The 14690-nt window shown below is 38.4% G+C and carries 13 protein-coding genes; 4 read left to right on the forward strand and 9 right to left on the reverse strand.

The window, feature by feature from the left end:
* Position 1: 1 nt before the first annotated feature.
* Both rfaF and rfaC read left to right on the forward strand, forming a co-directional pair.
* A complete protein-coding gene (rfaF, locus tag G3341_RS19185) occupies positions 2-1048 on the forward strand; it encodes an ADP-heptose--LPS heptosyltransferase RfaF (protein ID WP_154624180.1) in 1047 nt (348 codons plus the stop codon).
* Complete coding sequence (gene rfaC / locus G3341_RS19190; protein WP_163863398.1) at positions 1048-2010, forward strand: lipopolysaccharide heptosyltransferase RfaC; 963 nt, start codon at positions 1048-1050, stop codon at positions 2008-2010. The genes rfaF and rfaC overlap by 1 nt, the downstream gene beginning before the upstream one ends.
* Positions 2011-2085: 75 nt before the next feature.
* Here rfaC and G3341_RS19195 read toward each other — a convergent pair whose 3' ends face one another.
* Positions 2086-3552: an ArnT family glycosyltransferase gene (locus tag G3341_RS19195; RefSeq protein ID WP_154624182.1), complete on the reverse strand. Its 1467-nt coding sequence runs from the start codon at positions 3550-3552 to the stop codon at positions 2086-2088.
* A gap of 208 nt (positions 3553-3760) precedes the next feature.
* Positions 3761-5038, reverse strand: coding sequence for a lipid IV(A) 3-deoxy-D-manno-octulosonic acid transferase (gene waaA, locus G3341_RS19200; protein ID WP_154624183.1), 1278 nt, complete (start codon positions 5036-5038; stop codon positions 3761-3763).
* Between the two features lie 215 nt (positions 5039-5253).
* On the opposite strand from waaA, the gene coaD reads away from it, so the two are divergent.
* Positions 5254-5739: a pantetheine-phosphate adenylyltransferase gene (gene coaD, locus G3341_RS19205; protein ID WP_154624184.1), complete on the forward strand. Its 486-nt coding sequence runs from the start codon at positions 5254-5256 to the stop codon at positions 5737-5739.
* A gap of 1 nt (position 5740) precedes the next feature.
* Here coaD and mutM read toward each other — a convergent pair whose 3' ends face one another.
* Positions 5741-6550: a bifunctional DNA-formamidopyrimidine glycosylase/DNA-(apurinic or apyrimidinic site) lyase gene (gene mutM / locus G3341_RS19210; protein ID WP_163863400.1), complete on the reverse strand. Its 810-nt coding sequence runs from the start codon at positions 6548-6550 to the stop codon at positions 5741-5743.
* A gap of 204 nt (positions 6551-6754) precedes the next feature.
* On the opposite strand from mutM, the gene G3341_RS19215 reads away from it, so the two are divergent.
* Entirely contained in the window at positions 6755-7993 is a 1239-nt protein-coding gene (locus tag G3341_RS19215; RefSeq protein ID WP_163863402.1) for an O-antigen ligase family protein, read from the forward strand.
* Between the two features lie 31 nt (positions 7994-8024).
* Here the strand turns inward: G3341_RS19215 and G3341_RS19220 are convergent, their stop codons facing one another.
* The 6 genes from G3341_RS19220 to rfaQ form a co-directional block, all read right to left on the reverse strand.
* Positions 8025-9005, reverse strand: coding sequence for a glycosyltransferase (locus G3341_RS19220; RefSeq protein ID WP_163863405.1), 981 nt, complete (start codon positions 9003-9005; stop codon positions 8025-8027).
* A 421-nt stretch (positions 9006-9426) separates the two neighbouring features.
* Positions 9427-10452 carry a glycosyltransferase family 8 protein gene (locus G3341_RS19225; protein ID WP_244316455.1) on the reverse strand — a complete coding sequence of 342 codons (1026 nt, stop codon included), beginning with the start codon at positions 10450-10452 and terminating at the stop codon, positions 9427-9429.
* Between the two features lie 58 nt (positions 10453-10510).
* Positions 10511-11518 carry a glycosyltransferase gene (locus tag G3341_RS19230; RefSeq protein ID WP_163863407.1) on the reverse strand — a complete coding sequence of 336 codons (1008 nt, stop codon included), beginning with the start codon at positions 11516-11518 and terminating at the stop codon, positions 10511-10513.
* A 24-nt stretch (positions 11519-11542) separates the two neighbouring features.
* Positions 11543-12340, reverse strand: coding sequence for a lipopolysaccharide core heptose(I) kinase RfaP (gene rfaP, locus G3341_RS19235; protein WP_154622537.1), 798 nt, complete (start codon positions 12338-12340; stop codon positions 11543-11545).
* Positions 12333-13457: a glycosyltransferase family 4 protein gene (locus G3341_RS19240; RefSeq protein WP_163863409.1), complete on the reverse strand. Its 1125-nt coding sequence runs from the start codon at positions 13455-13457 to the stop codon at positions 12333-12335. Before G3341_RS19240 ends, rfaP begins: the two co-directional genes overlap by 8 nt.
* 1 nt (position 13458) lies before the next feature.
* Positions 13459-14523, reverse strand: a complete 1065-nt coding sequence (rfaQ, locus tag G3341_RS19245; protein ID WP_163863411.1) for a lipopolysaccharide core heptosyltransferase RfaQ — start codon at positions 14521-14523, stop codon at positions 13459-13461.
* Positions 14524-14690 lie beyond the last annotated feature (167 nt).

The raw sequence follows: 14690 nt of genomic DNA on the forward strand, positions 1-14690 counted from the left end.
TATGAAAATATTGGTGATCGGCCCCTCTTGGGTAGGGGATATGATGATGTCACAGAGCCTATATCGCACAATCAAGGCTCAATATCCTCAAGCACAAATTGATGTGATGGCTCCGCAATGGTGCCGTCCACTATTAGCCAAAATGCCCGAGGTCAATGCAGCCATCCCAATGCCATTAGGTCATGGTGCGCTCGCTATCGGTGAGCGTCGCCAGCTTGGTCTTAGCTTACGCCATAATGGTTATGACCAAGCGATTGTTCTCCCTAATTCCTTTAAATCTGCGCTCGTGCCTTTCTTTGCTAAAATTGCTAAACGGACCGGCTGGCGTGGTGAGATGCGTTATGGATTACTCAATGACCTACGTATATTAGATAAGAGCGCATTTCCATTAATGGTACAGCGCTATGTGGCATTGGCTTATGATAAGCACACTATTCATAGTGCAGCAGATATTCCTGAGCCTATTTTATGGCCCAAACTTGTCGTTAACGAACAAGAAGTTACCGATGCGATGAATGTTTTTAGCATCGATACAACGCGCCCCATCATTGGCTTTTGCCCCGGCGCCGAATTTGGCCCGGCAAAACGCTGGCCCCATTATCATTATGCCGCCCTCGCTGAACAACTGATCAGTGAAAAAGGCTATCAAGTTCTCTTATTTGGCTCACAAAAAGATCATGATGTAGGCGAAGAAATTCGCGCAAGCCTAACAGACAGTGCCAACGAACATTGCAGTAACCTTGCGGGAAAAACATCTTTAGAGCAAGCTGTCAGCCTTATTGCCAGTTGCCAAGCGGTTATTAGTAATGATTCCGGATTAATGCATATCGCCGCTGCATTAGGTAAACCGCTTGTCGCACTCTATGGCCCGAGTAGCCCCGATTTTACACCTCCACTATCCCATCAAGCAGAAGTGATTCGTTTAATCAGTGGCTACCATAAAGTCCGTAAAGGTGATGGGGAAAGTGGCTATCACCAAAGCTTAATTGATATTCAACCGCAATTAGTGATTGAGGCATTAGCGCGATTACACATAGGTGTCGATTAATGCGTGTACTGTTAGTTAAAACCTCATCGATGGGCGATGTTTTACACTCCCTACCGGCATTAACGGATGCACAACTGGCCTTCCCAGAGATTCAATTTGGCTGGGTAGTAGAAGAAGGCTTTGCCCAGATCCCAACATGGCACAGCGCCGTTCATCAAGTGATCCCTGTCGCCATTCGTCGTTGGCGTAAGAATTGGTTCTCTGCGCCAATCCGAGCCGAACGTGCTCAATTTCGCCAGCAGCTTACCGCGACGCATTATGATGCCATTATTGATGCACAAGGCTTATTAAAAAGCGCATTTCTGGTCACTCGCCTCGCAGATGGTCCGAAACATGGCTATGATCGCCATAGTATTCGGGAACCAATTGCCAGTTTTTTTTACGACTATAAATATCAAATCAGTAAGCAACAACACGCAGTAGAGCGTATTCGCCAACTATTTGCCGCAAGCCTTGGCTATGATTGCCCCAACACACAAGGTGACTACGCAATCGCTCAACATTTTTTACATGCACCGACGGTCACAACAGATGATTACGTCGTATTTTTGCATTCAACGACCCGTGATGATAAACACTGGCCTGAAAGCCACTGGCGGGAACTTATTGCATTAATGGCGGAAAGTGGTTTAAGAATAAAGCTGCCATGGGGTGCTGAACATGAACGCCAAAGAGCATTACGCCTCGCGGATGGATTTAATTTTGTCGACGTTTTGCCTAAATTAACCTTAGCGGAAGTGGCTCTACAGATTGCTAATGCGAAGGCGGTCGTCTCTGTTGATACAGGTCTTAGCCATTTAACCGCGGCCTTAGATAAACCAAATTTCACCCTATTCGGCCCAACAGACCCTGGGTTAATTGGTGGCTACGGTTTAGAGCAACATGAAATTAAGTCGGATAAACACACGATGGACACTATCGAAGCGGCTACTGTCTTTGCTCAATTAAAAGACTCTCTTTAATCCGTTTACTGCTTATTATGAGCCATCATCGCTTAGTGTAAAAAAATAAGCGGCAATATCGCCGCTTATTGTCGTTTATTTGGACTTCTCAGGCGCGATAAAGCCAAAACACATGGTTTCAGGTTCGGCATCCGGCTCAGAGCGGTAAATAACATCTTCTTTTTCTATCCTGAACTGTGGCCAATATTTACGAACTTTATCAAAGTTTTCATGAGCACAGTCATCATACTTACGCCCCAATAAGATAGCGCCATGCTGGCGAATTTCTTCTTCGGTAATGCCACGGTTATACACATTTGGCGGCATATGATGCTCAAGAGTCCAAGGCTGGATCACATGTGGTCTATCTTTAGCATAAATAATAAACCATTGGTGTAAGTTATCTTCCCCTCCAACATATTTTAAGGGAACCCCATAACGTTGATACCAACGCTCTTCACCTTCTGCAATCAGCGTTTTTACACCAATAAACTTTTGGCCTGCCCCTCGGATATTTGCGGCCTGCACAATGCAGTAGCCTAACAAAACAACGACACCAAAAATGGCTAAGCCAATGAGTGGTTTTCTTAACGACTTCGTTGGCATAACCGTTATCGAACCAATAAATAACGGAGCACAGGCCGCCATAAAGGGTTGTAGCCACTCAGTAATACGACCACCATCATGGAAGGAAAACCAACCATAAATAACGATAAGAGGGAAAAGGACTAAAAAATTTGCCATTCGATTCGCCAGAGTTTTTGGCCAACCTAATTTCCCACCGCAACAATACAAAATAATTGCCGCAATAATTAAAGGATAAAATACGCTTAACGCGGCTTGGGTCGTATGTAAATTAAAACCTGGGTCGATCTGTGAATCTACCCACTTAAAGGCAGAAAAATCACTGGCCATTAGCCAAAAGAAGTTAGGTAGTACAATGGCGAACCAAAGGGCTATCGCTAAATAGAAAACAGGATAGCGATAACTTTGACGAACTTGCTTAACGAATAACGTCAAGAGAAATACTGAGCCTACAAGTGATAACGTGGAGTATTTACCCATTGTCGCTAACCCAGCACATAGCGCGAATAACAGCCACCATGTTGGGTTTTCATAAACAGCACGTAGGAAGAAATAGATTATCCAAGCCCAGAAAGTGACTAAAATATAGTTATCATTATAAGGGATGATATCAAAATTAATGACACCCGATAAATTCAACATGAGCATCGCGAACCACGCTAAATCACGACGTTCTGTTAAATAATAGGCTAATTTCCAAACGCCTAATAAACCGAAGGCAATACCGACAAAATGAATAAAGTACCAATAAAAGCTGTAGGATATACCTAAGTGGATAGCTGGCCACATAAGTGCACCAACAAACCAAGGATTTTTAGGTGATCCCCACTCCCCATTCATCCCCCAGTTAACGGCCTCTACCGTATCATAAGGTACAGTGGGGTCTAAATAGAAACTGGCTAAAATCCATGCAACCGCATAGCCAATGACCCATAAATAAACATATTTGTTTGATGTTGATTGATTGATTGTTGGCATACTGTCTTAAATAATCAAGTAAAGGTACCCACTATCTATTCAGCCCTTTTATAACTTACAGAAACATAAGGCGAATAGTCGTAATGGAAATTAAACGGCAGATTCTACTATAGTTTATAGTGAATAATAAGAAGAGTAGACAAATAGTCATTATCTATTGTCGTTTTATTCAAGTTAAAAAATTCTGAATTAAAGATAATGACTAAAATTATTGTTCTCTAGGAGGTAAATAAGGCTGTAACAGCTTGAGCAACCGTTGTAATGCGCCTTGATTTTCATGCAATACTTCTGCTGCATGACGCCCATAATACAAACGATAATCTTCATCTGATAAAAGACTTGTCACGGCTTGTGTCATCGAATCACTGTCAGTCACCGTGATTAGGCCATCCGCTTGCTTTAACTTTCCACAAATATCTTTAAAGTTAAATGTATGTGGCCCCATTAATACAGGTAATGCATGAGCGGCTGCCTCAAGGGGATTATGTCCACCGGTTTCCACAAGGCTGCCACCGACAAACGCCAAATCCGCAATTCCATACAGCAACATCAATTCGCCCATCGTATCGCCGATCACGACTTGTGTCTCTGCGGTAGGAACAATCCCCTCACTGCGCCGGATGAATTTTAGTCCTGCTTTACGTGTCAACTCTTCCGCTTTGCTAAAACGTTCAGGATGACGAGGCACTAAAATTAATAATAAATCAGGGAACTGGGTAAGTAGCTGTTGATGGGCATCTAAAACAATGGCTTCCTCACCTTCGTGAGTACTCGTTGCGATCCAAACGGGCCGATGTGCTGCCCATTGCCGACGCAATGTGACTGCACGAACAGCAAGTTCCGGTGTCACCGAAATATCAAACTTCAAGCTACCCGTCACATTCAATTGCACCCGTCTTAAACCAAGCTTAATGAAGCGTTCCCCATCTTCTTGATGTTGTGCTGCTACCATCGTGACATTCCGCAACATACGCTTCACGAAACTACCCAGTTTTTGGTAACCCGCGGCAGAACGTTCTGATAACCGTGCATTAGCAATCACTAATGGAATTTGTCGGCGATTAAGCTGATTAATCATATTAGGCCATAATTCCGTTTCCATAATGATGACCAGCTTAGGGTCAACGTGGTTGAGGAAACGGCGCATCGAGCCAGGAAGGTCATAAGGGAGATAAACATGATAAACATCATCACCAAATGCGGATACCACACGTTCAGAACCCGTTGGGGTCATCGTTGTCACTGTTATTGGTAATGATGGGTAGTGATGTCGTAGTGCTCTTACTAAAGGCACAGCAGCAAGTGTTTCACCAACAGAGACGGAATGTAACAGAATACCACCTGGCGCAACTTTACCGGCGCAAAAGCCATAGCGTTCTCCCCAGCGTTTACGATACGCGGGAGCCTTGCGACCTCGCACTAATAGACGAATCCAAATGAGTGGTTGGATAAGATAAAGCAGTACCTGATATAAACGCAATAACATTCGATCTGATTCACTTACTAAAATTGGCGCTATCTTAACATAAACCTTTTATGAAAGTGTGCAGAATATGCACCTAAAAATAGACTTGAAATTAACTTAAGCGGCTATTCGTGAGTTGCAACTCCCCTTAATAGTCGATAATGTTGATGATATGCACATATTACTTAATTTAAATTCATATAAATAAGTATTAATAAACAACGAGATAACAATTTATGAAACACAAAGCGATTTACCCTGGCACCTTTGACCCCATAACATCAGGCCATATTGATATTGTTTCTCGTGCAGCAGCAATGTTTGACCATGTGTTACTCGCCATCGCCAATAGCCAACGCAAAAGCCCTATGTTTACCCTTGAAGAACGCGTGGAACTTGCGCAAAACGTTACCGCACATTTAGATAACGTAGAAGTCGTTGGCTTCTCAGAGCTCATGGCTAACTTCGCACAAAAGCATGGTGCCAACATCTTGATCCGTGGCGTTCGCTCAGTCGCTGATTTCGAGTATGAATGGCAACTCGCCAATATGAACCGCCATTTTGTGCCTGAATTAGAAACGGTATTTCTACTTCCTTCACAAAGCTTGTCGTTCGTTTCATCATCACTGATCAAAGATGTTGCTCTTCATGATGGTGATATCTCTTCTTTCCTACCACCGATCGTTGCAGAAGCGATGCTAAAAAAACTCAATAAAATTTAAATTATTTTTGGCATTGAGGGCAATAAAAAGTAGTGCGTTGACCTTGTTTGATACTCATAATCGGCGTCCCGCACATCAAACAAGGTTCCCCTTTTTTACCATAAACAAATAATTCTTGAGCAAAGTAACCAGGCTTACCATCAGACTGTAAAAAGTCTTTCAACGTTGTTCCACCTTGTTCAATGGAACGCCGCAATACTTTCTTAATTTGTGTAACCAAACCCTCTGATTGCTCAAGCGTTAATGTATTCGTGATTTTTTCTGGCGAAATACCTGCCGCAAATAGCGCTTCATTCGCATAAATATTCCCCACCCCGACGACCACCTTGTTATCCATCAGCCAAGGCTTGATGGCAATTTTTCGTTTTGCTGCCTGCTCAAATAAATATTGAGCATTAAACTCATCCGAAAGAGGTTCAGGCCCTAAATGTGCCAAGACAGAGCTCGTCGCAAGGTCGTCACACCATAACCAAGCCCCGAAGCGTCTCGGGTCGGTATAACGCAAAACCTTGCCATCCTTTAATACTAAATCAATATGGTCATGCTTTTCTTCAGGCAACTCTTCTAACAAAATGCGTAAGCTGCCCGACATACCGAGATGAATGACTATCCAACCTTGTCGTAGTTCAATTAATAGATATTTCGCACGCCTTTGAACACTTAAAATAACCTCATCAGATAAACTTTTGATCTGTTCTGAAACAGGCCAACGTAACCGGCCATTACGCACTACGGCATATTGGATAATATTACCGACGAGATGAGGCTCTATGCCTCTGCGGCTGGTTTCAACCTCGGGTAGCTCTGGCATGAATAGATCCTTAAACAGCGATATGATTAATATCAAAATCAAAATACCTTAAACGAACTGGCCATGTTAACCCACTGATCAACTGGACATTCAAGTATATGATAAATACAATTCGCCTATTAGCAATCAAAGATCCGTTATCTAACACAATATCGTCACTTTTGATCACCGACAAAAATCTGACAGCAATCGATAGGCAAACTTGTGAATATAAAAAACTATATTATTAGTCAATTTCCTTTTTTATTAGTTTCCCTTGTCATATTGGGTATGTTTACAAATGATACTCAAGGCGTGTTAAATATTTCTGCTGTCTTACTCTTTCTCTATACTGTCTATACCATTATTAAAAATAAAATAAATATCAAAGATGACCTTATTCAGTTAGTTAGAGGACGAAAAGTATTCTTTTTATTTAGCTTATGGTGCATTTTATGCGCGATATTTTTTACTTACTCTCAATTTACACTAGAAGCGCTGAAAGAATTTTTCAATGACTGGCGCTATGTCATTATCATTACGTTATTTTTAATCGCATTCAAAAATAACGAATCAAAATCAATAAAAACAATAAGTTATGCCTTGATTGCCACTTTGGCATTTACTCTTTTTATATCTCCAATATTAAAACAATTTAAAGATAGTGACTTACCTCTATTTTTACAGCTTAGGTATGGTTTTGCTCACTATACAACATTGCTTTTTCCATTTACCTTCGCTGCCTTATTTATTTTTAAAAATAATCTATTAAAAGTAGCAATGTTTATTTTATCCATTTTTGCATTTTGTTTTTTACTTTATACTGGTAGTCGTGGAGGCGTACTTGCTGTAGTTATTGAAACATTAATTATTTTATTTTTGTTTTCTCAAAGTATTAAAAAATTTACTTTATACATTGTTATTTTTGCCATTGCCTCTTTAAGTGTTACAACCATCGCTTATACCACCATTCCTCAAGTAAAAAATAAGATAAACCAAACTCTATACGCAAAAAACATTTCATCAGGTAGAGACAAAATTGTGATGACACGTTTCCCTATTTTTATGAATCAAACTAAAAATATTCTATTTGGTGTTGGGTATGGTTCTGTCTCTTACAACCAGTATCTGAATGATAATAATGCAGAAAGATTTCGTGGTGGCGGAAAATTTTCACAACGCAAAAATGAATATGTACATAATAATGATGACCCATTTTTCTTAAACATCTTATATAATGTAGGTTTAGGTGGGTTGCTATTATTTATTATTGCTTATGTTATTAACTTAAAAGATTTAATGAGAAATATAAAATCGCAAAAAAATATTTTAAATGTGGGTATCTTTGCCTCCTCTATTGGCTATTTTTTAATCTACTGCCTCTTTGAATTTATATTTTTAGATATTTTCTTCCTATACAATATTCTCGTTGCTATCTTAATTAACCAAAAGCGCATCCATTAGTCATATTCATGCTGACAATGTCAGCATGATATCAATGAAATATTTTCTTGTTTATATATTCAACTGTTGCTAATAAAAATTGAAAAAACTTTCTATTTTTTCTTAGATGTGATTTTTTGCGAGATAATTGCTTGTAATTTTCGGCTTTGAGCAAGGGAATATTCTTCCAAGGCGAATTCTGTCGTGCAATATCAAAAAACTGATACTCTTTATAGAAAATAGCCCATTCATGAAATGGCTTAGTTAAACCAACAAAGTGAATAAAAACAACATCATTTGGTATATTATTAGTGCTTCTTTTGCTAGTAATATACCAATCTAAAGAAAACATAAAGTTGAAATTTTCACTTATATTAACCAGTTTATCATTTAATAAAATATTCAATGCATCCTGATCTGGATGAGTAAAATTATTATTTTTTACTAATTCAATAACTCTGTTGGGTATGTCTGCTTTCACCATTTCCTGAATCGACATATATAAAAACCCAGAGTTAAAGTATTTGCTCATATCCATAGGCAACTGTTTCTTTTCACTGCAAAATTTATCTTTTACAGCATAAAGGTAAACATGCTCATTAAATTCTAATGTTTTTAGATATTCGAGATTGCCTTTACAAATAATATCCGCATCTAAATACAATAATTTATCGATTGATTGAGACAGATAATCAATAATCACTAATCTAAAGTAGATGGCGTGGCTCCAAGCAGGTGATGGCAATGGTAAGCGTTTAAATTCTTGGATGTCGATCAGATAAACCGTGATTTTATGGTAACTATTTGCAATTAACTGCTGAAAAAGATTCTCGTCAACTAAGCTATCAACTAAAATATGGAAATGAAAATGCGTCTCTTTATTGTTAAGGAGTATCGAAGAGATTGATGTACCAACACCGTAGAGGAACTTTTCATCAACCCCATAAGCAATATGAAAATACGCTTTATCACCATCACTAGCTTTGCTACCACTTATTTCAACTAGAGATTTGATCATTTCATGGCTTAACATTTTGTTGACCTTACTGAATATTATTGTTCGATACCTGTTTTGTAACCGGAAGACTGTTTTTATTTTCAGTCCAAATCAAACAACTACAGAACATACAAAAATTCTATCATAACCTAGTATCTATTCATAATATTCTGAAAATATATAAATCGAAATGTTAACATCTACAATAATATTGATATACGATAAAAATCAAGACATTATGATGCTACCTTAACTCAATCGAACGCATTCAATATGCTTCCCTATCCAGCATATCAATTATTATCCCTTTCACAGAGGCAAAATTTGTGAACACTATGCATAAACAATGCCTATCATTCACTTTTGAGTAATAAGGGTACCCTTCATTCTCACGACAGACAGTGACTAAGGAAGGATTAATAAACTTCACAGTAAAAACCATTTATTTAGCATATTACTATTTTTTATTTCGAAAAACTTTCATCAACAAGTATTGGATTCCACACAGACAGCCAGCAACAATCTTTTTTTGTTTCAATAAGTGCTTATATTCTTTTTTTCTTTCAACAAATTTACTTGCTGATTTTAAATCATTTTTACACCATGGCGACTGCTCAAGAGCGATATAAAAAGGCTTAGCAGACGGGTAGTTTGCCCAAGTATGCCATGGCTTAGTGATCCCTGTATAATGTATCAACGTGGTATTATCCGTGATCACCTGTTGATATTTTTTATGGCTTCGATCATATAGCTCATTCTTTAAGGTATAAATAGTATTAAAACGCTGATTAAGCTGAACTTGGTTATCCACCAGAATCAAATTTAACACATCCTGGTCAGGGTATTTATAACGTTGCTTTGCATCCGGAGCAGATAATAGTGCTAAACAACGTTTAGTCACTTCATGTTCTTGCCATTTTTTTAAATTAATAAACATCACGCCTGAATTAAAGTACCGTGTACTTAATTCAGGTACACCCAACCTTGACCCACTTTTGCTTCTCACCATTTCACTATCAAGAACAACACCACAAATAACTTGGCTAAGAATATTGGCATCTAAATTTAGTTCACTATGACATACTACATCTGCATCGAGATATAGTGCATAATCATAATGAAAAGCTAAATAATCAAGCGCGATCAGCCTAAAATACATTGCTGATGACCAAACGTCACAGGCAGGTAATTTCTCTAAAAAATCGTGATTCAGTTTATACACAATTATTTGTGTTGAAAATTGTTCAGCAATCCATTTTAATTTATCAACAAAATTAGGATTTATCGTATCCAAAAAAAAGTGGAATCTAAAAGATGTACTAGGATTATTAATTAACAAAGATACTGCTGAAACTCCTGCTCCAAACTGGTAGTTTTCATCTGAGCCATAAACGATATTAAGGTATTTTTCATTTAAGTCTTCATCACTATCGTTTAAAACATATCTCTCAGTCACTATGTCATGGATATTAAAATTCATCATTTATCTCCAATAATAAAATATTGTTTTATGCTACTTTTCACTAAAACGTAAATGTTAATTATTTACTAAGCTTAGATAATAAGTACCTAAAATGGAGAAGAAATCCAAATAGATAGTGGCCTTGATTGATATTATGCTTCGCACAATAACGTAAATGGTTGCTACTTTTAGCCTTTAATAATGGTACTTTATTCCAAGGTGACGCTGATCGAGCATCAGAGAAAGGCTTGGCTGTTTCATAAGTAGCCCATTCGTGCCAAGGTTTCGTTGGTCCAACATAGTGAATAAAAATAGTGTTTTGAGTAACAGGATAGTGAAATTGATCTTTTAACTCATAATTTAAGCTAAATTGTGTATTATAAACAGCATCCAAATAAATGACTTTATCTGCTAATAATATATTTAATACATCTTGGTCAGGATAACTAATCTTATGATTAATATTCGTATCCATAAGCAATGACATTGATTTTTTTGTAACCTGATTTTCTTTCCAAGCGGCTAAATTTACATACATCACACCACTATTAAAATAGCCAGCGGATACTTCGGGGAAACCTAACGTTTGAGCCCGTTTTTTCCACCAATTTTCATCCCTTTCAGTGACAACCGCAGCCACTTTATTTTGTAAGTCTAACTGAGTCAGCCCTTCAATCGAATTATTACAAATAACATCAGCATCTAAATACAATAGATAATCTATTTTATTGATAAAGTATTCGGCAACAATAAATCGAAAATAGATGGCATGCGTCCAATTCTTAGTCGTCGGAAGTGTTTTTATACTACTAGAATTAATTATATAGAGGGTGATTTGTACATTATAGTCGTCACTGAGCTCCCTAAACAGAGCTAAATCCGCATCACTAATTGAATCGTCTATAAATACATGAAAAGAAAAATTGGTATGCTCATTGTGCATCAACAACGAGGCAATAGATACGCCACAGCCATATAAAAAATGATGATCAATGCCATAGGCGACATGAAAATAAGATGAAATATCTAAGTCTGACACACCGAGCGGGATAACTTGTTGTATCATTTTATCAAATTCAACGACCATATAAGACCCCAACAAATTGTTTATCTATAAACCACGGCGCTTTGTACGCTCTTGGATTTTTTTTGCTTTGCTTCCCGCTTTGAGTATCAAAGCCTGTTCTTCTTTTAAAATATCTCGTAAAGGCAAATCAAAGTAAACCTTCATAAAACGGAAAATATCTCTGCTTGTTAGGCCGATATTTAATGAAGAAAAGTATAACCCAATAAGGTCTTTATCACGCCAACGTATTGGAACCTTTTTTCTGAGTTGTGCTCGATGTAAATCTATCACCGAGATTTTCAAGTCCTGCTCTTCACCTGAAAAAGGCAAGTGTAGTAAAAAATGGCAAATATAACAGTCGCGGTGATTTATACCAACGGCGTGCATTTTACGTACCATTTGAGCAACACGGCGAATAATCAATTGTTTGACTGTAAAATCAGGCGCTAGGCTTGACCAATTGGCACAGTAATCTTCCAAACTGATCGTTGGCGTTAAATCTTTCGTAATAATAAAGGAATGTCGACGTAGCGGGTTCATCCCCTTTTGCCCAAATGCACGACCATCCATCGTATCCACACCCGCTTTTGTTAGCCGATGTATCGCGTTCCATTCCCTATCAGCACCCAATACTGGTAACCTTAATGAAAACAGGTTTTTTAACACCTCTTTTAAACTTGTACCATAATGGATTTTGATAAAATAGCTCTCTCCACCAAGCTCAAAGCGCAATGTTTTGCGGCTTTCTAGCTGACGAAACACCTCACCTTCTAACTGCTCAGTTTCCACAAAAGGATCTTTATTTTTCCATAGCTCACTAAAAGGTGTTTTAAGTTCAATCATCTAGATGTCCTAAAATAATATCAGCCGCTTTTTCAGGTAAACTATATAAGTCCTCTGTATCCGCAAAATGCCGCGCCTTTTCTGCCCAATTTTTTAATTGTTGTTTATTTTGCAGAGTTTCTGAAAGCGCGGAATCTAACGTTTTTTGCTCAAATGGTTCACGGATCACCATGCCGCATTGAGCATCAGCAATAAATGAGGCATAACCACAAACTTCCGTAACAATAATAGGTAAACCTGCTGTTATAGCCTCCAGTAACACAATACCCGCGGCTTCTTGGTATGCTGGATGCATTAAAATATCTGCCGCTGCCATTAGCTCAGCAACGTCATTACGCCCACTAAAAAAGGAGACTTGTTGACCTATGCCCAGTGTATTGGCTAGACGCTGATATTTTTCAGGTTTATCCTGCCCAACAACCATTAATCGCGTATTTTTCTTAATCTCTTCAGGCAATGCAGCCATTGCTCTTAAGGTTCTATCGACTCCTTTACGCTTAAAGTCGGAACCAACCTGCAATAACAAATACGCTGACGGAGGTATCTGATTTTTTTCTCGATAAATTTGCCGTGCATTGGGGATCTGCTTATCGTATTTTCTATCTTGCGCAATACCCGGCGGTAGCATATAAAAACGCGATGCTTCTGTAGCATAATGTTTTTTAAAATGTGCAATTTGATGAGGAGTCAGCATTAATAATTTGGTAGTTTTTCCTACTTGAAATACGGCCTTTTCAAACGTTGCATAATGCTTATAACGGGGAGTTAGCCTATAAAAAAAACCTTTTTCATTAGCGACTTTTTCTGCATAACAAACGTCCGCTGCATAATATACATCTAGGCCAGGCATTTTATTGAAACCAATAATACGGTCTACTGGATATTGTTTGATATGAGTGTGCACCCACTCACAATATTGTGCATTACGTCCATGATTGGTTTTCGATGTGACTGGTACAATCATAATTTCAAAACCAGCAGGTTTCTCACCATGCCAAGATTGAGTATAAACGCGGATATGATGCCCTCTTGCCTGACACGCTAACGCAATACGTAAGAAATCACGTTGTAAACCACCAAACGGAAAATACTTGTACAGACAAAATGCCAAAATCATATTAGAACCTTGTCATTATTGAACGAATATTCATCGGCAACATTTTTTCTGTTGCCTTGATAACGTCAGATGCAGGAATGATAGAAAGGTATTTTTTATTTCTATCGAGTTTCTCGCGTGGTGGCATAGCTTCATAGTCACCCGCCCAGAATTGCACTACGTTTTCACTCCACGGACGCCAGAATACATGGTTGGTTGCACCGAACAAACAAACTATGGGTGTTTTGACCGCTGCTGCAATGTGCATTGGGGCAGAATCTACACCGATAAATAACGCAGAATGGGCAATGAGTGCACCAAGTTCAGGAAATGTCGTTTTACCCGCCAACTCAGTGATGGGCCTAGTGTGGCAAAGGGATGCAATATTTTCAACACAATCAAGGTCATCTTGACTTGGCCCAGAAGTCAATACCACTTGGTAACCACGGGATTGCAACGCATCAATGACTTCCGCAAATTTTTCATCATCCCAACACTTAAATATCTGCCGTGCCGTTGGCTGGATGACGACATAGCTGCTATGAACACCAAGTTCCAATAGCTGCTGATCGATCTTTTTCCAATCTTGCTCTGCATATGACATCGTTAAATCTGTTTTAAGGTTATTGATTTTTAACGGTTCAAGAACAGAAAGATTGTTCATAACAACGTGTTCACCGTGAGGTGCAGTCAAATGAGTAAAGCTATTATGCCAAAACGTCGACTCTCGATGAGCAAATTTATGTGAAATTTTTACCTGAGCAGGGATAGCCCGCACAAGCACTGATATCATCCATTGGTCTGCAAGATTTACAACCAAATCATACTTATTACGACGTAATTTTAATAACAAATTGACAAAGTTACAGGCTTTACTGAGCCCATTAGCCTTCTTACCTTTAATTCCATACAAGGCATGGATTTCCCTATTTTCAGACAAAATAGGGATCGTATCTTGATAAAGTAACACGTCAATCTCGGCATCAGGATAGTTTTGCTTTAATGTACTGATCACAGGCGTAGTCAGTAGCATATCCCCATGAAACCGCATCTTGATAACAAGAATTTTTTTAAACTGTTTTTTCACCAGACACTCTTAATGATATCTATACGCAAAATGACATAGTTCTTTGACAAAAACTAACACTATTAATTCAATCAAGAACGAACATGTTACTACTTTAGGAATAATCGATATAGCCTTGAATGCGTATAAGTATAGTTTTTTGATTTTGAAAATAAAAAACCCAGCCA

Source organism: Providencia vermicola (assembly GCF_010748935.1).
In the GTDB taxonomy this organism is placed as follows: domain Bacteria; phylum Pseudomonadota; class Gammaproteobacteria; order Enterobacterales; family Enterobacteriaceae; genus Providencia; species Providencia zhejiangensis.